The following is a 21,861-nucleotide window of genomic DNA, read 5'->3' as shown; positions in this document are numbered from 1 at the left end:
ATGCAGTCCCCCCGCCGCACGCGCACGCTCCGCGCCAAGCGCTGCTCCGACATCGTCGGCGCCTCCCTCGCGCTCGTCGCACTCGCTCCGGTGCTCGCCGTCGTCGCCGTCCTGGTCGCGGCTCGGCTCGGTCGTCCCGTGCTGTTCCGGCAGCCCCGCCCCGGGCTCCACGGCAAGACGTTCACCATCCTGAAGTTCCGCACGATGCTCGAGCCGGACCCCGCGGCCGGACTCGTCAGCGACAGCGACCGCCTCACGCCGTTCGGTTCGTTCCTGCGGTCGACGAGCCTGGACGAGCTCCCCAGCCTCTGGAACATCCTGCGGGGTGACATGAGCTTCGTCGGCCCCCGCCCGACCCTCTGCCGGTACCTCGACCTCTACACCGCCGAGGAGTCCCGCCGACACGACGTCCTGCCCGGCCTGACCGGTCTCGCCCAGGTCCGTGGCCGCAACGCGCTCCCCTGGCCCGAGCGGCTCCGGTCGGACGTCGAGTACGTCGACACCGTGACCCTCGGCCTCGACCTCCGGATCCTGCTCCGCACGGTCGTCGTCGTGCTCCGACGCGAGGGCATCGCGGCGCCCGGTCACGTCAGTTCCGACGCCTTCGAGGGCACCGCCGCGATGTCGGGTGGATCACGGTGAGGACCGTCTGGATCGTCAACCACTACGCACACCACCGCGAGCGGGACGGCCGCGCGACCCGGCACCAGCACCTCGCCGCGGGTCTGACCGAGCACGGGTGGCGCACGGTGGTCATCGCGGCCGGCACGGACCACCCCTCCGGCCGCTCCCACCTGCACGGGACGACGCTGCGCGAGCGCTGGACCGGCGACGGGTACGAGTTCTGCTGGCTCCGCGGAGTCGACCACCGTGGTGCCGGACCCCGCCGGGCGATCCGGCGCATCGCCGACATCGGCTTGTTCACCGCACTGCTGCTCCGACCGGGTTCGCTCCGAGGGCTCCCCCGACCGGACGTCGTGATCGGTGGATCCTTCCATCCCCTGGCCGCGTGGGGTGCCTCGGTACTCGCTCGACGACTGGGCGTACCGTTCGTCTTCGAACCGAGCGATCTCTGGCCGGAGTCAGCCCTCGGGCTGGCGGGCATGACCGAACGGCACCCGGTGGTCAGGGCGCTCCGACGGATGGAACGCACCATCGTCCGTCGCGCAGCGCACATCGTCTCCCCGCTCGAGGGCGTCGGCCGGTACTACGCCGACCGCGGTCAGCCCACGCCCTTCACCTGGATCCCGAACGGTGTCGCACTCGACGAGCAAGCCGACGCACCAGACGGGGACGCGAACGAGCCCGACGACGACCAGTTCACGGTCACCTACATCGGCTCGATGGGGCCGGCGAACGCGCTCGAAGCCGTCCTCGACGGCTTCGAGCTCGCCGCCCGCCGGGCCGCCACGAACGGTGGCCCGCGTCTGGTGCTCCGCATGGTCGGGGACGGATCGGACGTCAGCGCGCTCCGGGAACGCGCGTCGCGCCTCCAGGCCGGAGCCGACGTGATCTGGGACGGACGGGTGCCGCAGGACGACGCCCGCCGCATCGGGCGCCGAGCGGACTGCCTGGTCGTCAACATGCACGACCTGCCCCTGTACCGACACGGCGTCTCGATGAACAAGCAGTACGAGTACATGCTGCTCGGCCGCCCGTTGCTCGTCGGAGCACCCGTCCCCCTCGAACCCGTGGTCGCTTCAGCCAGCGGCCTGCACGTCCGGCCGGACGACCCCGAGGCGATCGCCGAGGGCATCCTCACGCTCGCGGCGATGTCCGCCGCCGAACGCGAGGCCATGGGTGCCCGCGGCCGCGACCATGTCGTGCGCGAGCACGACTACCGAGTCCTGGCCGGCGTCCTGGCGGGTGCCCTCGACGACACCGTCGCCGCCTGACCCTTCCCTGTCCCGTCCCGTCCTGTCCGTCCCGTCCGAGGAAACCCGAGCATGCTCCCCGACATCGTCCACGTCTCCAGCGCCCACCCCTGGGTCGACAACCGCGTCCACCTGCGGGAAGCCGCGGCAGCCGCCGACGCCGGCTACCGCGTCCGACTCATCGCGGTCGAGTCCGAGCTCGGCGCCCCGCCCACGGCCGTCGAGGTGGTGCGGATCCCACGGCGTGCGCGCGTCCGGCGCATGGTCGTGTCGACGACGCAGGCACTCGCCCTCGCGCTGCGGTCGCGCGCCCGGGTGGTGCACCTGCACGATCCCGAGCTCATCTGGACCATCCCGGTGCTCCGGCTGGCCGGTCGCACCGTCGTCTACGACGCACACGAGGACCTGCCTGACCAGGTCTGGGGCAAGGACTACCTGACCCACCGGCAGCGTGCCGTGTTCGCGTGGCTCTCGCATGCGCTGCTCCGCGTGGCCGGGACCGCGAACCGGGTGGTCACCGCCACCGAGTGGACCGGACGCCGGTTCCCGGCGCCGCGCCGGATCGCGATCCACAACTTCCCCTTCGCGCGTCCGGAAGACGACGCCCAGGTCGGCCTGGAGGCGCGGCCCGCCCTGGTCGCGCACGTCGGGGTCCTGAGTCACGACCGTGGCATCGACGTGCTCGCGTCCGTCGTCGAGGAACCGTCGTTCCCGACGGGATGGCGGGTCGAGATGGTCGGCTCGATCGATCGGGCGACGTCGACGGAGCGCTTGCGTGCGGCCGAGGCCACCGGCCGGGCTGTGCACGGCGGCGTCGTCGGCCCGATGGAAGCGCGCGACCTGCTCCTCCGGGCTCGGATCGGCGTGGTCCCGTTCCGCCGGACACCCGTCACCGACCAGATCTTCCCGACGAAGCTGTTCGAGTACCTCGCGGCCGGACTCGCCGTCATCGCCACCGACATCCCCCTGTGGCGGCACCTGTTGCGCGGGGTCGAGTGCGTGACCTTCGTCCCCGCTGACGACCCCGCGGCCATCGCCGAGGCGATCCGCCGGTACGCGGACGACCCCGCGCTCCTCGAGCGGCACGGCGCCGAGGCCCGACGGGCTGCCGCGCGGTTCACCTGGGCGCCGGAGGCCGAGCGGCTGGTCGAGATGTACGACGAACTCCTGCCCGGCGTCCGCGCAGCACGACCGACGCCGACGGCCGCCCGGTGACGCGGGCGACGATCGACCGCGCCGAGCTCGCGCGTCCGGTGGGACGGGTGACTGGCGTGTTCGTCGCGGTCGGGCTCCTCGGCCTCACGATGAACTGGATCTCGGCGAACCTCGTCGCACCGATCTTCTCGTACCTGGGGTACGGCTACGTCCCCGCACCCTGGCAGGCACTGCTCGTCGTCGTCGTGCTGACGACCGCGGTGGCGCTGACGCTCCCCCGGGTGCTCGTCCGGCCGTCGCACGTCGTGCTCTGGACGATCTTCGTCGTGTGCGTCAGCCCGACGATGATCATGAGCATCTCGACCGGGTACGTGTCCACCGCCACGGCGATCGCGCTGAGTGCCGCGGTCGGGACGGCGTTCGCACTGGTCAGCCTGGCCACGCCGAGCAGCGCGACTGCTCCGGCAGCCCGGGTCGAGGCGGCGGACGACGTGCTGGTCATCGGCGCGCGGCGGATCGACCGTGGCACGCTCACGTGGCTGGTGTGCGGCCTCTACTCCCTCGTCACGTACGGCCTGATGGCGGCGACGGTCGGCATCCACATTCGTTTCCTGGCGCTCGACGACATCTACGAGGTGCGCGCCGACTACTCGGCAGACGTCGGGACCGGCGGTGCCCTCGGGTACCTGCTGACCGGTCAGGCGTACGTGATCAACCCGCTGGTCCTCGCGCGCGGTATCTTCCGTCGGCGCCCGTCCCTGGTGGTCCTCGCCCTCGCCGGACAGTTCCTGCTGTACTCGAGCACCGGGTTCAAGGCGGTCCTGTTCTCGTTCATCGCCGTCCTCGGCATGGCGGTGCTGTTCCGGGGCGCGAAACCGGCGCGGTCGCTCGCCTTCCTCACTGCGCCCCTCGCGATCATGATCGTCTCCGCGGTCGCCGACGAGGTGCAGGGCGGCATCACCTGGACGTCGGTGTTCACCCGTCGCTTCATGCTGACGCCGGGGCTGCTGTCCTCGGTGTACGTCGACTACTTCTCCGACAACCCCGTCGCACGCTACGGGTACTCGTTCCTCAGCCCCTGGATCGAGTACCCGTACGATCTGCCGCCGCCGAAACGGATCTCCGACTACCTGGTGCCCGGGTCGGTGGGCTACGCGAACGCCAATCTGTTCGCCGACGGGTTCGCGAACCTGGGGTGGATCGGGATCTTCGTCGCGGCGGCTGCGCTGTTCGTCTGGCTTCGGTTCCTGGACGGTGCGAGCCGGGGGCTCCCGATGCGGGTCGCGGCGATGGCGGTGGTGATGCCGAGCATCATGCTGTCCAACACGTCCATCTTCACGGCGATGCTCTCGCACGGGCTGCTGATGGGCACGCTGATCCTGCTGATCGCCCCGCGCAGTGGATGGGAGCGGGCCTCGCCCGGACGGCGGCCCACCGTCCCGGACGACGACCGGCTGCGAGCACGATCCCGGGCCGGCCGCCGCTCGGCGATCGTGGGCGAAGCACCCGCACCCGCGCTGTCACAGGGGCCGGCCCCGATGCTGCTCCGCGCGCTGCCGGGGCAGGGCGCTGGACGCCGCGATGCTGCAGCACGTGCGCGGACCGCCGGCCCGACCGACCGGCGGAAGGCGCCCGGGCGTCGGGCAGCTCAGCCCTCGCGGACCCGGAGCACCGCGCCGGCACCCGCCACGACCGCGGTCGTCGTCGCGGCCCAGTCGTTGTCCACGAGCACCAGGTCGTTGGCCGTCTGGCGGCACAGCACCCCGTAGACGGCACCGCTCTCGACGCTGCCCTCGTACCGGTTGCCCACCAGGTGCCCGCGGTTCTCGGTGGCGCGGACGTCGATCGCGACCGATGTCGCCGTGCCCTGTCGCCGCAACCCCGCGATCCGGTTGCCGACGAGCGTGATGCCGTCGTTCGAGTGGTACAGGGAGAGCCCGCGACGGACTCCACCCGGGCAGTGGTTGTGCGCGACGATCAGGTGCCGCGTCAGGTAGACGAGGACGGCCCCGTCGCGGTCACCGTCCCCGTACCCCGTCACCGTGTTGCGGAGGACGATGCCGTTCGCCCGTTCGGCGGGGTCGCCGACGGTCTCGCCCGCGCCGCGGATGACGATGCCGGACCCCGGGCCGGACGTCGTGCGGCGGACGACGTTGTCGATGACCGAGCAGTCGAGGGGCGCGTACTTCGTGGCGCCGGCGTTCGACTCGTCCTTCGAGGGGACGACGGCGATCCCCACCCGGCAGTTCTCGACGAGGTTGCGGAGGATCGCGATGGACTGCCCGCCGTGGGTGTCGATGCCTTCCCACGCGGGGACGTCGGAGACGTGGTTGTCCGCGATGACGATCCGGGCCGAACGTGGTGCGCCGAGGAGTCCGGTGGTGGTCGCGCGGACGGCCTCGATGCCGTACGAGTTCAGGTACGGCGCAGGCTGGGTCACCCGGGCGATGCGGTTGCCGCGCACCGTGCCGTCGATGCAGGAGAACATGAGCACCCCGGCGTAGCCGACGTCGGCGATGACGCAGTCGGCGACGGTGAACGCCGCGCAGTGGTCGAGCAGGACTCCGTCGTGGGAGAAGTCGCGGATGTCCGCGCCGAGGATCCGGACGTCGCGGAACGGCCGGGTGACGGTGCCGGCGACGTGGACACCCCGACCGAGCCCGGAGTGGTCCGACCCGGAGCCCCGGAGGACCGCGTCGATGATGGTGACGTCCGACGCCGCGACGACCACCAGGTCGATGTCGCGCGTGGTGGAGAGCGATCCGCCGACGAACCGGATCGTCATCGCGCGGTCGATCCGCAGCGGCTCGGACAGCGCCCAGTGCCGGGTCACGACGAGCACGGCACCCGCGTCGGTGGCCGCGACGGCGTCCTGCAACCGGGCGACCCCGGTGTCGGTCACCGTCCGGGCCGTGTCCGCCGGCGCGGGAGTCGAGCGCCCGGGCGCGGCGGCCGCCCGGGTCTCGGTGGCGAGCAGCGCTGCGGGGATCGCTCCGGCCGCGCCGAACAGCGCACCCCGTCGGCTCACGACCGACCGGGGTGTCCGGAGCGGCGTCACCGCCCGACGGCTTCCGGCATCGGCGAGGCGCCGGACAGCGAGCGGTACAGGTCGAGCAGGACGTGCTCTTCGTGGTCCCACCGGAAGCGTTCGAGCACCAGGGCGCGGCCGGCTTCGGCGTGCCGTCGCAGCAGCTCAGGATCGCCGTCGTACCGGCGGAGTGCGGCCACGACGGCTTCCGGGTCACCCGGTGGCACCCACGTCGCGCAGTCGGCGCCGTCGAGCAGCTCGCGCCAGAGCGGGACGTCGGTGGCGACGACCGCCAGTCCGGCCGCCAGGTACTCGAAGAGCTTCGTGGGGATCGACGCCGCGTAGGCCGGCGTCGGCAGGAGTGGGAGGAGCCCGACGCGGGCGGTCACCAACAGGTCGCGGGCCGCGTGCGGTGCCAGGACGCCCCGGTGGTCGATGCGCCCGGTGTCGACCAGTGCGTCGAACGCACCGCGGTCGACCGCCGAGTCGATCGGACCGGCGGTGACCACACGCCAGCCGTCCGGGAGACCGGGTGAGGCCGCGACGCCGGTCAGGACATCGATCCCCCGGTCGCGGCTCATCGACCCGAGGTAGACGGCGACCTGACCACGAGCAGCGGCCGGCGGGGCATCGGTGTCCTCGGCACGGAGCCGTGGGACGTTCCGGACCAGAACGGTCCGGTCGGCTCGGAAGCGGCGCGCGATGGTCGGCGTCGCGGCCACCACGGTGCGTGACCGGCGTGCCAGGGCCACTGCCGCGTGCGCCGCCACCGTGCTCCCACGGCGGGCGACGGGGCCGAGGTACTCCTTGCCCCGCACCTGCTCCGGCAGGTCTTCGTGGGCGTCGTACACCACCGTCCGGTGCAGCACACGCAGGAGCGGGAGCGCCCACAACAGTTCGGGGTCGTGCAGGTGCACGATCGGCGCCCGTGACGAGAGTGCCGCCCCGATGACCTGGACCGAGGACACCAGGACCCGTCGCCCGCGACGCCGAGCCGGGATGCGTCGGACGTACACCCCCGTCTCGGGATCGGGCAGGTGCCAGTCCGGATCAGCGCCGACGCCTGCGGCAGCGACGGCGACCAACGCCGTGCGGTACCCGGCACGCGCCGCGCTCGCCGCAGCACGGAGGTGCACTCGGTTGTCGGTCCACGGGTGGGCGCTCGAGACGTGGACGATGTCGAACGGGCGGGGTCGAGGGGCCATGCAGCGAAACTATGGGGCGGCGCGGCCCCCGCGCGAGTTATCTACATGTTGCATTCCAGCAGACTGGTCCGCTTACGGCACCACACCGAGTCCCTCATCGTCGTGGCGGCGGGTCGCTCGCACCACGAGCAGCAGGACCGCCGCGTAGGAGACGGTCATCGCCGAGGCGAGCGCGACGAGCACGACCGGCATCGGAGCCCCGAGCACGGACGGCACGAGCACCGCGGCGGCGCACACCACGAGACGCGATGCGTCCCACGTCAGCTGCGCCCCCTGCCGCTGCAGCATCGACAGCACCTGCGTGACGGGCGACGCGGCGACCTGGACCGCGAAGGCCGGGACGAGGACCTGGGCGTAGGTGCCGGAGACCGCCCACTCCGCACCGAACACGGTCGAGAACACGGCGGGTCCGAGCAGCACGACGACGAGTACCGCGACCGCCCCCGCGGTGGCGAGACGCACGACGAGCCGCAGGACGAGCCGGCGCACGGGATCACCCGATCGGATGCGGAGCCCGAACGCCCCGGCGGCGTACTGCGCGGTCGCGTCGGCCACCATGCCGACGGGCGCACCGAGCACCCGCATCGTGAGGGCGACGAAGCCTGCGGCGACGCTGCCGTGCAGCGCCGCGATGAGCAGGCCCGGCGCCTGCTGCCCGATGACGTTCAGCATCGAGGACCACGGCGTGACGACGAGGAACCGCCGGTGGTGACGGGCGGCGGCCGAGAGGGACCGAGGGGTGGTCCGCTCGCTGTCGCCCCGCCGGAACCGGACCATCCCGAGCACGGCCACGATCCGCCCGGCCGCCAGGCCGCCCACCAGCCCGACCGGACCGGCCGCGGCCATCGTCAGGTTCCAGACGGACTGGCCGATGCCCTGGCAGGCGTTGCGCACGGCGATGGACCGGTGCTGCTGCCGCCGCGCGAGCACGGCGGAGGCGATCCGTTGCACCCCCACCGCGACGACCGTCACGGGGACGGCCCACCACAGGTCTTCGAGGGCCGGTGCGGTGAACCACCGTGCCGCGTGGCCGCGGAGGACCCAGGCGACCCCGCCGGTGCCGACGCCGACGACCAGCGTCGAGAGCAGACCGAGTGCGACCAGCGCGCTGGTCGTCGCCCGGTCGTGTGCGACGACCAGCGCACGGTCGGTGCCGAGCGTCGCACCGGCTCCGAGGATGCTCGCGACCGCCGTGACGACCGCGAGCGTGCCGAAGTCCGCCGGGGTGTAGAGCCGGGTCAGCAGCGGTGAGATCGCCACGACCAGGCCCTGTCCGAGGACCGTGCCGACGAGGATCGTCGCGATCGCCGGGAGGCGCCGTCGGGGCGAGGACCGCACGGTGTCAGGCCACGGGGACCACGGGCGGAGCACCGATCGCGGTCACCGTGGTGGACGCCCACCGTTCGACGTCGAGGACCCGTCGGCCGTCGACGACCGTGCGGACGCCGGGGAGCCGGGACTCGTCCCACGTCGCGTACTCGGCGTGGTCGGCCTGCACGACCGCCGCGTCCACCGGTTCGCCGTCGACGTGGGGCTCGAAGCCGAGACTGCGGAGTTCGACGTCCGAGTACAGGGGGTCGGACACGGTCACCACTGCGCCGTGGACCCGGAGCGCGTCGACGGTGCCGAAGACCCCGGAGAACGCGGTCTCCTTCACGCCGCCACGGTAAGCGGCACCGAGGACCACGACCCGCTGGCCCCGCAGGTCCCCGTGCAGGCGCTCGAGGAGGTCGACCGCGTGGGCCGGCATCGCGGCGTTCCTGGCACGTGCGGCACGGACGACCGTGGCCTCCGGGTCGTTCCAGAGGTACAGCCGCGGGTACACCGGGATGCAGTGACCGCCGACCGCGATCCCGGGCCGGTGGATGTGGCTGTACGGCTGGGAGTTGCAGGCGTCGATGACCGCGGCGATGTCGATGGACTGCCGTTCGGCGAACCGGGCGAACTCGTTCGCCAGCGCGATGTTGACGTCGCGGTAGGTGGTCTCGGCGAGCTTCGCGAGCTCGGCGGCCTCGGCGGTGCGGAGGTCCCAGACGCCGTTCGGCCGACCGAGGTCGTCGCGCTCGTCGAACTGCAGCACCGCTTCGTAGAAGGCCCGGCCGCGCGCCGAGCCCTGGTCGGAGAGACCACCGACGAGCTTCGGGTAGCGCCGGAGGTCGGCGAGCACCCGGCCGGTCAGGACCCGCTCCGGCGAGAAGACGACGTGGAAGTCCTGCCCCTCGACGAGTCCGGAGCGGGCCTCGAGCCGGGGCGCCCAGCGGCCACGGGTCGTCCCGACCGGCAGCGTCGTCTCGTACGCGACCAGGGTGCCGGGTCGCAGGTGGTCGCCGATCGTGTCGGTGGCGGCGTCCATCCAGCCGAAGTCGGGGATGCCGTCGGCATCGACGAAGAGCGGCACGACGACCACGACGACGTCGGCGTCGGGGATCGCTGCCGCGGCGTCCGTGGTCGCGCGGAGCAGCCCCGCGGGGACGACCTCACGCAGGCCGTCGGCGAGCCCGTGCTCGCCGGGGAACGGCTCGGTCGCAGCGTTCACGGCGTCGACCACCCCGCTCGCGACGTCGAGGCCGGTGACGTGTGCGCCGGATCGTGCGTACTGGACGGCGAGCGGGAGCCCGATCTTGCCGAGACCGACGACGACGACGTTCATGCTGCTGCTCCTTCGGCGTCCGTGCCGAGCTGCACGGTCTGCTGGATCCGCGAGGACTCGAGGACGGCCTCGGCGACGAGCACCGTCCGGAGGCCGTCGCGGAGGGTGACGATGTCCGACGGCCGCCCGAGCACGGCGTCGCGGAACGCCTCGTGCTCGACCAGGAGCGGCTCGCGCTTGGTGATGGCGAACCGGGTGCTGGCCCCCTCGGACACACCCCGGAACGCGGCGACCTGGTCCCACTCGGTCTGGACGGTGCCGTTCTCGTGGAAGGTCAGGTCGGCGGTGAGGGTGTCGGCGACGAACGTGCCGCGGTCACCGGTGACGATCAACAGACGTTCCTTGTACGGGGTGAGCCAGTTCACGAGGTGCGAGGTCAGGGTGCCGTCGGCCAGGCGTCCGGTGACGGTGACGAGGTCCTCATGGGGACGCCCGCTCTTGGTGCCCGCGAGCGCTCCGACGTGGACGAACGGTGACCGGGCGATCCACGACGTCGAGTCGATGTCGTGCGTGGCGAGGTCCTTCACGACGCCGACGTCCGCGATCCGTGCGGGGAAGGGCCCCTGGCGACGCGTGACGATCTGGTAGACGTCGCCCAGCTCACCGGCGTCGAGCCGCTGTCGCAGCGCCTGGAGCGCCGGGTTGTAGCGCTCGATGTGGCCCACGGCGCCGACGAGTCCGGCGCGGTCGAAGGCGGCCACGAGGCGCGCGGCAGCGGGACCGTCGACCGCGACGGGCTTCTCGATCAGGGCGTGCACCCCCGCCGCGGCGAGTTCCAGACCGACCGCTTCGTGCAGCGCCGTGGGCACCGCGACGACGGCCGTGTCGAGGCCGAGCGCGATGAGCTCCCCGACCGACCGGACGATCGGCACGCCCTGGGCGACGTCGTGCTGGTCACCGAGGGCATCGGCGACGCCGACGAGTTCGACCCCCTCGAGCGACCGCAGGACCCGGGCGTGGTGCCGGCCCATCATCCCGAGGCCGATGACACCGGCCCGCAGTGCGCGACTCATCGTCCGGCCCCGGCGAGGGTGTTGACGGCCTCGACGACGCGGTCGAGCTGGGAGAGCGTCAGGGTCGGGTACACCGGCAGCGCGAGGACCTCGGACGCCGCACGCTCCGTCTCGGGCAGGTCGAGGTCGTGTCCGAACGACGGGAGTCGGTGCACGGGAGTGGGGTAGTAGACGCCGGAACCGATCCCGAACTCGGAGCGGAGGGCGGCCGCGAAGCCGTCGCGGTCCGAGGGCACCCGCACGACGTACTGGTGGAAGACGTGCTCTGCCCGCGGATCGGTCGTCGGCGTCACCACGCCGTCGAGCTCGCGGCTGAAGTAGGCGGCATTCGCCTGCCGCTGCGCGGTCCACCCCAGGACCTTGCGGAGCTGCACGCGCCCGATCGCGGCGTGGATGTCGGTCATCCGCGCGTTGAAGCCGATGACCTCGTTCGCGTAGCGCTGCTCCATGCCCTGGTTGCGCAGCAGCCGGAGCATCCGGTCGACCGCGGCGTCGCGGGTCGAGATCATGCCCCCTTCGCCCGCGGTCATGTTCTTGGTGGGGTAGAGGCTGAACGCCGCGGCGTCGGATGAACTGCCGACGCGCGTGCCCGCCCACCGGGCGCCGTGCGCCTGCGCCGCGTCCTCGACGACGAGCAGCTCGTGCTCCTCGGCGATCCGGGCGATCGCGGTCATGTCGGCCGGGTGCCCGTAGAGGTGCACCGGCAGGATCGCCCGCGTGGCCGGGGTGACCGCGGCGCGGACGGCGGACGGGTGGACGCAGTAGGTCAGGGGATCGATGTCGACGAACACCGGCTCGGCGCCGACGAGTCGGACCGCGTTCGCCGTGGCCGCGAAGGTGAACGAGGGGACGATGACCTCGTCACCCGGACCGATGCCGAGCGCGACGAGCGCCAGGTGCAGGGCAGCGGTGCCGCTGTTGACCGCGGTGACCGAGGCTCCGGCGACGAGGACGTCGCCGAACTCGCGCTCGAAGGCGGCGACCTCGGGGCCCTGCGCGAGACCACCCCCCTCGAGGACGGCATCGACGGCGCGGCGTTCTTCGAGGCCGATGAGGGGCTTCGCCGCGGGGATGAGTTCGAGTGTGGTGGTCAACGGATCGCCTCGATCGTGTCGGTGGTCTCGGAGTGGAGGAAGCGGTCGCCGGTCTCGGTGCAGACCAGCGTTCGGTCGTCGACCTGCGCCAGCCGTCGGCCGGTCCGGCTCACCCAGCCGATGCGGCGGGCGGGGACCCCGGCGACGAGCGCGTGGTCCGGGACGTCGTGGACGACGACGGCGCCGGCCGCGACCATCGCCCACCGGCCGATGCGGATGGGGGCGACGCAGAGCGCCCCGGCGCCGATCGACGCGCCGTGCTCGACGACGACGGCCGTGGGCCGCCAGTCGTCGGCGTCCTGCACGGAACCGTCCGGGTTGATCGCCCGCGGCGTGTTGTCGTTGGTGAGGACGGCACCGGGGCCGATGAAGACACCGTCGCCGACGACCGCCGGTCCGTAGACGAGGGCACCGTTCTGGACCTTGCAGCGCGCTCCGATGCGAACGCCGGCGCCGATCGTGACGCCACGACCGACGAGGGTCTCGCTGCCGACGGACGCGTGCGCCTCGACGTGGGAGTCGTCCCAGATGCGGACCCCGGGAGCGACGGCCGCCGAGGGCGACACGACGGCTGCCGGGGCGATGAACGCGGTCGGGAGGGTGGGACTGGGGGTCATGGGTGCGCTTCCGGATCAGGCGCGGCGGGACCTCCGCTGCCGGACCACCATACGATATACCGGTACGACATATCAAGTGTGATGATCGCGAGTGCGATGAGTTCGCATCGCAGCCCCGCCGCCGGACGCCGGTAGTGTCGTCCCGTGCGATGGAGTCGAGTGAACTGGCCCTCCGTTGGCTACGTCTCCCTCGAGGACTTCGACGGCCAGCGCGAACACGTGACCCGGTTGCTCGAGGACGCCCCGCCCACGGTCGCCGCGCTCCTGACCGTCAAGTGGACCGACTCACGGATCGAACGCTGGGTCGTGGAGTCCGCGGACGCCGTCGTCGACCCGGACGCCGACGAGGACGACGTGACGACCCCCGTCGACCTGCCGGGCCACGGTGTGCCCGACCCGGTCGTCGTGCACGCCGACATCGTGGTGCGCAACGACGAGGTCCTCGACACCCCGAGCGGCCTGTGGCGCCGCTGGAACCACGCCAGGGTGTCGCTCCGGCTCCGGGACGCCGTCATCGACCCGCCGGGTGTCGACGCCGCAGAACTGCTCGCCGGTGACGCCCACGTCGCCCGGGGCGAGCTCGAGTACCTGAACGAGCACGACGCCTGGGAGCTCCGCCTGCTGATCTCCCCCGTCGGCGAGGTCGCGATCCGGTTCCGGGGCGTCCGGGTGGCGATCCGGAGCGTCGCCGAGAGCGTGTACGCCGACCTCGAGGCGCGCCCGGCACGCGGCTGGCACGGCCCGGTGCCGGACGGCTGGGTCGAGTGGACGACCGAGGTGGTGCGGGCAGCGGCCTACGGTGACCTCGGCGGACTGCACCTGGCCGACGACGCGAGCGACGTCGACGACGTCGATCCCCGCTGGGGCTTCGCCCCACTGCACGCCGCCGCGTGGTTCGACCACCCCGAGATGCTCGAGGAACTCCTGCGCCGCGGCGCGACCCTGCAGCTGGAGGACACCGAGGGGCGGACGCCGCTGACGCTGGCGATCGACCGCGACGCACGACGGGCGGTCGACGTGCTGGTCGCAGCGGGCGCCGACCTGGAGGCCCGTGACGGCGACGGCAACACCCCGATCGTCCGCGCTGCGTGGGGCGGGCACGCCGCGATCGTGCGTGCGCTCGCCACCGCGGGTGCGGACACCAGGGCACGCGGGTCACGGGGCGCGACGCTGCTGATCGCGGCCGTCGACTCCGGCGACCTCGACACCGTCCGGGTCGTGCTGTCGCTCGACGTCGACCGGGACGCCGTCGACGACGAGGGCTCGAGCGCCGCGGACCGGGCGGAGCTGCTCCGCGAGACGGCCGTCGCCGACCTGCTCGCCGCCGCCTGAGCGCTGTCCGCACCACGGCCCGTGCCCTCGGCCACGTGCCGGGGCGCGGAAGCGCGGCGGACGGGAGCAGGGCCTCCCGTCCGCCGCGCGCCTGCGGGGTCGACCGTCCTAGACGGTGACCTGCTCGATGGCGTTCGCCTGCGCGACCCGCCCGTACCAGCGGGCGGAGTCCTTCGGCGTGCGCTCGAAGGTCTCGCGGTCCCACGCGACCAACCCGAACGTCGGGCGGAAGCCGGAGGCCCACTCGTAGTTGTCCAGGAGCGACCAGTGCTGGTAGCCCAGGACCTCGATGCCGTCCTCGATGCAGCGGTGGATGCCCTCGAGGGCGCCCTGCGTGTAGGCCTGCCGGCGGGAGTCGTCGGCGGTGGCAATGCCGTTCTCGGTGATCATCAGCGGGACGCCGCCGGAGAGCTCCCACGCGCTGCGGAGCCCGTCGGCCGAGGCTTCGGGGTAGAACTCCCAGCCGGTGAGGGTCGTCTCGACGTCGTCGGACACGGGCAGGGGCCCGTCCGGACCGATGAACGTGCGGGTGTAGGCCTGCACACCCAGGAAGTCGTCGCCGGCAGCCTGCTCGAGGTACCAGTCGTCGCGCGGGTACCCGTACTCGCGGAGCATGGCGTCCGCCCCGGGCTCGCCGGACGACTTGAAGGCCTGCGTCGCGATGGTCCACCCCGACTGGAGGCCCGACACCTGTGACAGGACCTCGCGCGACAGCTTGTGGCTGGCCAGCAGGGCGTCGGCGACCCCCAGGTCCGGGTTCGGCAGGCCGAACGCCACCAGGTTGGCGGCGTCCTCGCCGCCGGCGAGCATCCCAGCGATGTTCGGCTCGTTGATCGTGCAGACGTAGCGGACGCCGTCCTGCACCACGGGGAGCGCGGCCTCGGTGTAGCGGGCGAACAGGTCGGCGGCGTCCGGTGCCCGCCAGAAGCCGTCGCGTTCGAACCAGCGCGGCACGGTGAAGTGCATGAGGGTGACGATCGGCTCGATGCCGAACTCGTGGCAGGCATCGACCATGCGGCGGTAGTGGTCGACCTCGGCACGGCTGACGAACCCGCGCTCGGGCTCGATGCGGGCCCACTCGATGCTGAACCGGTAGGAGTTCAGCCCGAGCTCGGCCGCGATGCGGATGTCCTCGCGGTACCGGTGGTAGCTGTCCGCCGCGTCACCCGAGGGCTCGACGATGGTGGTGTCCGGCTCGTGCTCGTGCACCCACCAGTTACTGTTGACGTTGTTGCCCTCGATCTGGTGGGCGGCGGTGGCGGCACCCCAGAGGAAGCCGTCGGGGAACTGCAGCGTGGAGATGATGGTGCCTTTCAGTGCTTGTTCGAGTCAGTGCTTGCTCAGGAAGGCGTCGAAGACGGCGACCGTCCCGAGCGGGTTCTCGACCTGGGGGCCGTGGTAGCTCGCGGGGATGACGACGTACTCGGCGCCGGTCTGCTCGGCCATCGCCCGCTGCCACGGGATCGGCCAGGCGTTGTCCCACTCGCCGTGGGCGACGAGTACCGGCAGGCCCGTGGCGCGCAGGGCGTCGGAGGCGTCGGTGTGGTCCTCGAGGATGTGGCCACCGGCGACGACGCTGAGCGGGCTCGTCGCGTCGAAGCGGTCGCGCACCATCCGGACGTCGTCGGGCAGTTCCTCGTCGGGCCGGTACGCCCAGAGCGGGTTCGTCGAGTCGAACAGCTGCCGGAGGTTCCCGCCGGTGTCGTGCAGGATCGTCAGCTCGGCGACCTTGCGGTACGGCCACCCGTGCGGCCCGGAGCAGAACTGCACGACGTCGCGGAACGCCGACGGGTCCTGGAGCGCGGCAGCCCGGACGATCACACCGCCGAGCGAGTGCCCGATCAGGTGCACGGGGGTGCCGTCGTCGAGCAGGCGCGCGACCCGGACGACGTCGGCGGCTTCTTCGTCGAGGGAGTAGTCCCGCGGCTCGGTCGGCGCTGCCGAGTCGGCCTGACCACGCCGGCTGATCGCGACCGCGGTCCAGCCGGCGTCGCGGAGGACGGGCAGGAAGGTCCGCCAGTCCTCCTTCGAGCCGGTGTACCCGGGGACGATGAGCACGGTGCCCTTCGACACCCCCTCGGGCACGATCCGGTAGGCCGTGAGCCGCCCGACCGGGACGTCGATCCCGACGACGTCGACGCCGTCCGGGGTGGGCAGGTGCCCGAACGGCGGGACCGTCGGGAAGTCGTGCAGGTTCGTCATGCGCGCAGGGTCCTCCGCGGGTTGGGAACGGCGTCGAGGAGGGCGATCGTGTACGGGTCCTGCGGGTCCTGCAGCACCTGGGCCGTGTGACCCCGCTCAACGACGGCGCCCTCGTGGAGCACCATGATGTCGTCCGTGATGAGCCGCGCACTCAGCAGGTCGTGCGTGATGTAGAGGAGCGAGACGCCCCACTGCTCGCGGAGGTCCTCGAGCAGTGCGAGCACACCGGCACGCAGCGTCACGTCGAGCATGGACACCGGCTCGTCGGCGATGATCACCTGCGGGTCGCTCGCGAGCGCCCGGGCGATCACCACACGCTGCCGCTGCCCGCCGGAGAGCTGGTGCGGGAGCTTCTGCGCGAACTGCTCGACGGGGGTGAGCCCGACCGTCTCGAGCAGCTCGAGCACCCGGCGTCGGGCATCGCGCCCGGTCAGCCCCGTGTAGTTCGCGATCGGCCGGGACAGCGTGTACTCGACCGTGTGCAGCGGGTTGAGCGCCGAGTACGGGTCCTGGAACACCATCTGGACCTCGGAGCGCAAGTCCCGCAGGCCGCGCTTGCCGAGGCGGGCGACGTCGAGGTCCCCGAACCGGACCGTGCCGGTGGTCGGCTTCTCGACGCCGGTCAGCAGCTTCGCGATGGTCGACTTGCCCGAACCGGACTGGCCGACCAGGGCGAGCGACTGCCCGGGCTCGAGGGTGAACGACACGTCGCGCACGGCCTGCACCGGCTGCTCACCGCGGCGGGGTGCCGGGTAGGTCTTCACGATGTGGTCGACGACGATCGGGTTGCGGGCGGCACTGCGCTCGCGGGACCCGACGGTGCTGAACGACGAGGTCGTCGCCTGCCGCTTCTCGCCGGCCTCGGCACGGAGCGAGCGGTCCGGGAAGCCCGGCAGCGACACCACCTCGGCGCGGGGGTCGGCGTAGTGCGACAGGAGCATCTGCGTGTACTCGTCCTGCGGGTCGCGGAGGATCTCGCGGGAGCCGCCGTCCTCGACGATCCGGCCCTCGTGCATCACGAGGACGCGCTCGGTGGCCTCGAGGACGATGCCGAGGTCGTGGCTGATCAGGATCGCCGTGAAGCCCTCGGTGCGCTGCAGCTCGATGATCGTGTCCATCACGGCGTGCTGCACGAGGACGTCGAGCGCCGTCGTCGGCTCGTCGAACACCATGAGCTGCGGCTCGAGCGAGAGTGCCAGGGCGATGGAGACGCGCTGCCGCATGCCGCCGGAGAGCTCTCCGGGGAACCGGGCGAGCATCGACGTCGGCAGCTTCACCTTCTCGATGAGCTCCTTCATCCGGGCGTCCCAGCGGTCGCGCGACACGTGGCCGTGCGCCTTGAAGACGTCGATGAAGTGGTTCCGGATGGTGCGCACCGGGTTGAGCGCGTTCATGCCGGACTGCAGCACCATCGCGAAGCCGCCCTGCCGCTGCTGGCGCAGGGCTTCGTCGTCGAGGTCGCGGATGTCCTTGCCCGCGAAGACGATGCTGCCGCCGTTCGTGCGCGCCGGCGGCTTCTGCAGCCGGGTCAGCGCGTAGCCGAGCGTCGACTTGCCGGAACCGGACTCGCCGACCAGGCCGATGAACTCGCCCTTCTTCAGCTGGAACGACACGTGGTCGACGGCTTGGACGGCCGTCTGGCCGGCCGATTCGTAGACGACCGACAGGTCGCGGACGTCGAGCAGGACGGAGGCGTCGCCCTGGTCGTGACGGGCGTCGGACTGGAGGCTCGTGGCGGCGCCGGTGGACGCCTCCAGGCCGTCTGCCGGGTGCGTTTCTGGCAAGCCGCTCATGCGCGCTTCTCCTTACGGGGCCGTGCGCCGTCGCGCAGCCGCGGGTTGGACACGGCGTCGACGCCGAAGTTGATCAGGGTGAGGCTCATCGCGAGCAGCGCGATGCAGAGACCCGGCGCGAAGAGCAGGATCCACTGCCCGGTGAGGAGCGCGTTGGAGTTCTGCGCCCAGTACAGGATCGTGCCCCAGCTGACGATCGACGAGTCGCCGAGTCCGAGGAACTCGAGGCCCGCCTCGGCGAGGATGGCGCTGGTGGCGGCCCCGAAGAAGCTGCCGACGATGAGGCTCGTCATGTTCGGCAGGATCTCGCGGAACACGATGCGGGTCGCGCCCTCACCGGAGAACTGGGCGGCGGTGACGAAGTCCCGGCCGCGCAGCGACTGCGTCTGCGAGCGGAGCACGCGAGCGCCCCACGCCCAACCGGTCACGACGATGACCGCGATGATCACCGCGATGCCGCCGTTCTGCAGGTAGGCGGCGATGACGATCATCAGGGGCAGACCCGGGATGACGAGGAACAGGTTGACGATGAACCCGATGACCTCGGCGATCCAGCCGCGGACGTAACCCCAGCTGAGGCCGATCGCGACGGCGACGAGCGTGGACAGGATGCCCGCGACCGCGCCGACCATGACCGAGATGCGGGCGCCGTAGATGATCTGGGACAGGACGTCCTCGCCGGCGGCGGTGGTGCCCATCCAGTGGTCGGGCGTCGCGTCGGCGGACCGGGCGAAGCCGTTCTGGCTGGCGCCGTACGGGGCCAGGAGCGGGGCGAAGATCGCCACGAACACGAAGACACCGAGGATGATGATGCCGATCCGGGCCTTCTTGTTCGACCAGACGACGCCGAACTGGCGGGCGGCGGCGCGCCACTTGGACGGCGCCTGGGCTGCTTCTTCTTGCGTGCGGACTGCGACTGTGGCGTCCGGGGTGGTGGTGTTGGTCATCGACGCGTCCTCGGGTCCAGGACGCCGTACATGACGTCCACGATGAAGTTGGCGATGAGCACCGACACGGTGATCATCAGGAAGAGGGCCTGCATGAGCGGGTAGTCCTGCCCGATGACGGCGTTGAACAGCAGGTAGCCGATGCCCGGGTAGCCGAAGACCTGCTCGACCAGGACGGAACCGCCGACCACGCCACCGAGCGCCAGCCCGAAGCCGGTCAGGTTCGGCAGGATCGCGTTGCGGGCCGCGTAGCGGATGGCGACGGTGCGTCCGCGGAGGCCGTTGGCCTCGGCGAAGGTCACGTAGTCGTCACCGAGGGTGTTGATCATCGCGTTGCGCATGCCGATGATCCAGCCGCCGAGGCTCGTCACCAGGATCGTGACCGCCGGCAGCACCGCGTGCTGCAGTGCGTCGCCGAAGAAGGCACCGTTCAGGCCGGGCGTCGTCGTCGCCGAGTAGGCGCCCGTGGTCGGGAACCAGTGCAGCACGTAGCCGAGGAAGAACAGCAGCAGCAGGGCGGTCCAGAAGTACGGGAACGTCGACATGAAGCTGCCCGACAGGGTGGGCAGTGAGTCGAGCCAGGTCCCGCGCTTCCACGCCGCCGCGACACCGATCAGGGTGCCGAGGACGAACGCCAGGATCGTGACGACCCCGACGAGGATCAGCGTGTAGGGCAGGGCCTTCGACACGAGGTCACCGACGGGCTGCGGGTAGAACGTGTAGCTCGTGCCGAAGTCGAGGGTGATGACCTGGTGCAGGTAGCTGACGTACTGGTCCCAGAGGTTGCCGGTCGGCACCCCGAGCTGGGCCTCGATGGCCTTCTTGGTGGCGTCGGTGACCGGACCGTTCTGGCTGAGCTTCGCGAGTGCGGCGTCGGCCGGGCTGCCGGGCATCAGGCGCGGGAGCACGAAGTTCAGCGTGACCGCGGCCCAGAGGGTCAGGACGAAGAGGACGAGTTTCTGGAGGATGTACTTCACTTCTGGTCCTCCTGCTGCGCGGCGTCCTGCTCCTGCAGGATCTGCTTGCCGGCGGCGCTGTCGCGCAGACGGAGCTTCGTGAAGATGAGCAGCGGTGCCGAGTCGTAGTTCTGCGGTGCCATGTAGGGGTCCTTCGCGCTCGGCCAGCCGACGAACTTGCCGGTGTTGAACAGGCCCCAGAGCCCGCCGTAGTACATGCCGATGACGGGGAGCTCGTCGTAGACGGTCTGCTGCAGCTGGTCGAGGATCTCCTGCTGCTTCGCGGTGTCCGTCGTCGCCTTGTACTCGTCGAGGAGCTTCTGGGTTTCGGCGTCCTTGTACCGCTCGTAGTTGTTCACGGTCGACTTGCCGACGGGCTGGTAGAACTCGCTGCTGAGCAGGGAGTTGAACGCCTGGTAGACGTCGCCGTTGCCCATGCCGCCCATCGCCATGTCGAACGTGCCGTTGTTGATGTTCTGCTGGTACCCGGCGGGCTGCGGCGCCTGGATCGTCACCTTGATGCCGATGGCCGTCAGCTCGCGGCGGACTTCCTGCGCGGCGCGGAGCCAGTCGGAGTAGCCGTTCGCGGTCATGATCGTGATGGCGAGCTGCTTGCCGTCCTTGACGACCTTGCCGCCCTGCACGGTGTAGCCGGACTTCTCGAGGCTGGCGAGCGCCGCCTTCGTGTCCTGCGTGATCATGCCCTTGTCGGGGATGTCCGGGTTGAGGTAGCGCTCCTGGTTCGGCAGGATCAGGCCGGTCTGGCCCGCCGCCGACAGGTTGCCCTCGGACGCGGTCTCGGCGATGGCGTCACGGTCCAGCGCGAGCGAGATGCCCCGGCGGACGTTGACGTCGTTGTACGGCGCCTTCGTGAGGTTCGGGATGAGGCCGATCACACCGCCGGCCGGGAACCACCACTCGTTCGTCTTCGACGCGGCGCCCCAGGTGCCCTTGACGTCGGAGATGAACGAGTACGCCCAGTCGTAGCCGCGGGTGACGGTGTCGAGCTGCGTGTTCGTCGCCGGCAGGATGAGGTGCTTGATGGCGATCTTGTCGGCCTGCCAGTACTTCGGGTTCTTGTTCATCGAGTACTGCTGGTCGGTGTAGTTGCCGAGGACGAACGGCCCGGTGCCGACCGGGTTCGGGTCGCGCCAGGTGGTCGGGTCCTTCACGCCGCCCCAGTGGTCCTCGCCGAGGATGTACGTCTGCCCGATGATCGTCAGGCTCGGGACGTCCTCGCTCTTGAGGTGGAAGACGACGTGGTCACCGTCCTGCTCGATGCTCTTGATGTGCTGCCAGGCGCCCTTGACGTCCATGGCGGGGAACTTCTTGAGCAGGTCGAAGGTGAAGACGACGTCCTTCGCGCTGAACGGCGAACCGTCGGACCACTCGACGCCCGAGCGGATCGTCATGTCGATGGTCTTCGCGTCGGGCTGGCTCCACGCGCTGGCGAGCCACGGGTTGCGCTTGCCGTCGAGGGGGTTCACCTCGATGAGGGGCTCGTACATCCACTTGGAGGCCGTGCGGGCGTTCGCGATGTACGGGTTGAAGTTGCGGTCGAACAGCGGGTTGCCGCGGTCCGCGTTGATGAGCATCGTGTCCTTGCCGATGGTGGGATCGGGTTCGGATCGGACCTGGATGCTGCAGCCGGTGGCCACGAGGGCCACTGCGGCGAGGCCTGCGATGGCCGCGACGAGGCGGCCTCGGCGGCGGGGGCCTGGGTCACGCGTGCCGCGCGTGCGCTGTGGGGGAAGCGTCATTGCTCGGTCGACCTCCATGTCGATTCGGTACGTGCTCAATGTATGCGCTTACATCGCGGCGTGCAACTGCGGGTGTTGTTTCGCGGGGCGGCACGGTGCGAGGTGCGCCGACTGGTGCGAGGTTGCGGTCCTGATGGAGGGCGGCGCACGGTGCGAGGTGCGCCGACTGGTGCGAGGTTGCCCGCTCTGTGCACTGCTACGGACTCGCACGGGGCGCGGAAGGTCGCACGGGATG

General features: G+C 71.3%; 17 protein-coding genes. 4 read left to right on the top strand and 13 right to left on the bottom strand.

Annotated features, from left to right (window positions below; translation table 11 throughout):
• The 3 genes from DEJ29_RS02645 to DEJ29_RS02635 are packed head-to-tail and all read left to right on the top strand — an operon-like array spanning window position 1 to window position 3,089.
• Window positions 1-642: a sugar transferase gene (locus DEJ29_RS02645; protein ID WP_111094874.1), complete on the top strand. Its 642-nt coding sequence runs from the start codon at window positions 1-3 to the stop codon at window positions 640-642.
• Window positions 639-1,895, top strand: coding sequence for a glycosyltransferase family 4 protein (locus tag DEJ29_RS02640; RefSeq protein WP_111094875.1), 1,257 nt, complete (start codon window positions 639-641; stop codon window positions 1,893-1,895). Before DEJ29_RS02645 ends, DEJ29_RS02640 begins: the two co-directional genes overlap by 4 nt.
• 51 nt (window positions 1,896-1,946) lie before the next feature.
• A complete protein-coding gene (locus DEJ29_RS02635) occupies window positions 1,947-3,089 on the top strand; it encodes a glycosyltransferase (protein WP_111094876.1) in 1,143 nt (380 codons plus the stop codon).
• A 1,588-nt stretch (window positions 3,090-4,677) separates the two neighbouring features.
• On the opposite strand, the gene DEJ29_RS02630 is transcribed toward DEJ29_RS02635, so the two are convergent.
• From DEJ29_RS02630 to DEJ29_RS02600, 7 genes are all read right to left on the bottom strand, one after another.
• A complete protein-coding gene (locus tag DEJ29_RS02630) occupies window positions 4,678-6,057 on the bottom strand; it encodes a right-handed parallel beta-helix repeat-containing protein (RefSeq protein WP_146248325.1) in 1,380 nt (459 codons plus the stop codon).
• A 26-nt stretch (window positions 6,058-6,083) separates the two neighbouring features.
• The gene (locus tag DEJ29_RS02625; RefSeq protein ID WP_111094878.1) at window positions 6,084-7,262 is read right to left on the bottom strand and encodes a glycosyltransferase family protein; all 1,179 of its coding nucleotides are present in this window, start codon (window positions 7,260-7,262) and stop codon (window positions 6,084-6,086) included.
• 72 nt (window positions 7,263-7,334) lie between these two features.
• Complete coding sequence (locus tag DEJ29_RS02620; RefSeq protein WP_181438178.1) at window positions 7,335-8,600, bottom strand: lipopolysaccharide biosynthesis protein; 1,266 nt, start codon at window positions 8,598-8,600, stop codon at window positions 7,335-7,337.
• 4 nt (window positions 8,601-8,604) lie between these two features.
• Window positions 8,605-9,912, bottom strand: coding sequence for a nucleotide sugar dehydrogenase (locus DEJ29_RS02615; RefSeq protein ID WP_111094880.1), 1,308 nt, complete (start codon window positions 9,910-9,912; stop codon window positions 8,605-8,607).
• The gene (locus DEJ29_RS02610) at window positions 9,909-10,925 is read right to left on the bottom strand and encodes a Gfo/Idh/MocA family protein (protein ID WP_111094881.1); all 1,017 of its coding nucleotides are present in this window, start codon (window positions 10,923-10,925) and stop codon (window positions 9,909-9,911) included. Before DEJ29_RS02610 ends, DEJ29_RS02615 begins: the two co-directional genes overlap by 4 nt.
• Window positions 10,922-12,019 (bottom strand): DegT/DnrJ/EryC1/StrS family aminotransferase, encoded by a 1,098-nt coding sequence (locus DEJ29_RS02605; RefSeq protein WP_111094882.1) that lies wholly within the window; start codon window positions 12,017-12,019, stop codon window positions 10,922-10,924. The genes DEJ29_RS02610 and DEJ29_RS02605 overlap by 4 nt, the downstream gene beginning before the upstream one ends.
• Window positions 12,016-12,636: an acyltransferase gene (locus DEJ29_RS02600; protein WP_111094883.1), complete on the bottom strand. Its 621-nt coding sequence runs from the start codon at window positions 12,634-12,636 to the stop codon at window positions 12,016-12,018. Before DEJ29_RS02600 ends, DEJ29_RS02605 begins: the two co-directional genes overlap by 4 nt.
• 144 nt (window positions 12,637-12,780) lie before the next feature.
• Here DEJ29_RS02600 and DEJ29_RS02595 point away from each other — a divergent pair, with 144 nt between their 5' ends.
• Complete coding sequence (locus DEJ29_RS02595) at window positions 12,781-13,968, top strand: ankyrin repeat domain-containing protein (protein WP_146248326.1); 1,188 nt, start codon at window positions 12,781-12,783, stop codon at window positions 13,966-13,968.
• A gap of 108 nt (window positions 13,969-14,076) precedes the next feature.
• On the opposite strand, the gene DEJ29_RS02590 is transcribed toward DEJ29_RS02595, so the two are convergent.
• The 6 genes from DEJ29_RS02590 to DEJ29_RS02565 are packed head-to-tail and all read right to left on the bottom strand — an operon-like array spanning window position 14,077 to window position 21,533.
• Window positions 14,077-15,273, bottom strand: coding sequence for a family 1 glycosylhydrolase (locus DEJ29_RS02590; protein WP_111094885.1), 1,197 nt, complete (start codon window positions 15,271-15,273; stop codon window positions 14,077-14,079).
• A 24-nt stretch (window positions 15,274-15,297) separates the two neighbouring features.
• On the bottom strand, window positions 15,298-16,170 hold the full coding sequence (locus DEJ29_RS02585; protein WP_111094886.1) for an alpha/beta fold hydrolase: 873 nt from the start codon (window positions 16,168-16,170) through the stop codon (window positions 15,298-15,300).
• Window positions 16,167-17,963 (bottom strand): ABC transporter ATP-binding protein, encoded by a 1,797-nt coding sequence (locus DEJ29_RS02580; RefSeq protein WP_111094887.1) that lies wholly within the window; start codon window positions 17,961-17,963, stop codon window positions 16,167-16,169. Before DEJ29_RS02580 ends, DEJ29_RS02585 begins: the two co-directional genes overlap by 4 nt.
• Window positions 17,960-18,910, bottom strand: a complete 951-nt coding sequence (locus DEJ29_RS02575; protein WP_111022713.1) for an ABC transporter permease — start codon at window positions 18,908-18,910, stop codon at window positions 17,960-17,962. The genes DEJ29_RS02580 and DEJ29_RS02575 overlap by 4 nt, the downstream gene beginning before the upstream one ends.
• Window positions 18,907-19,887 (bottom strand): ABC transporter permease, encoded by a 981-nt coding sequence (locus tag DEJ29_RS02570; protein WP_017886395.1) that lies wholly within the window; start codon window positions 19,885-19,887, stop codon window positions 18,907-18,909. The genes DEJ29_RS02575 and DEJ29_RS02570 overlap by 4 nt, the downstream gene beginning before the upstream one ends.
• Entirely contained in the window at window positions 19,884-21,533 is a 1,650-nt protein-coding gene (locus DEJ29_RS02565; RefSeq protein ID WP_111094888.1) for an ABC transporter substrate-binding protein, read from the bottom strand. The genes DEJ29_RS02570 and DEJ29_RS02565 overlap by 4 nt, the downstream gene beginning before the upstream one ends.
• Between the last annotated feature and the right edge of the window lie 328 nt (window positions 21,534-21,861).

It is taken from the genome of Curtobacterium sp. MCPF17_021, from assembly GCF_003234605.2.
Taxonomy (GTDB): Bacteria; Actinomycetota; Actinomycetes; order Actinomycetales; family Microbacteriaceae; genus Curtobacterium; species Curtobacterium flaccumfaciens.
This window is presented reverse-complemented; position numbering and strand designations above follow the sequence as displayed.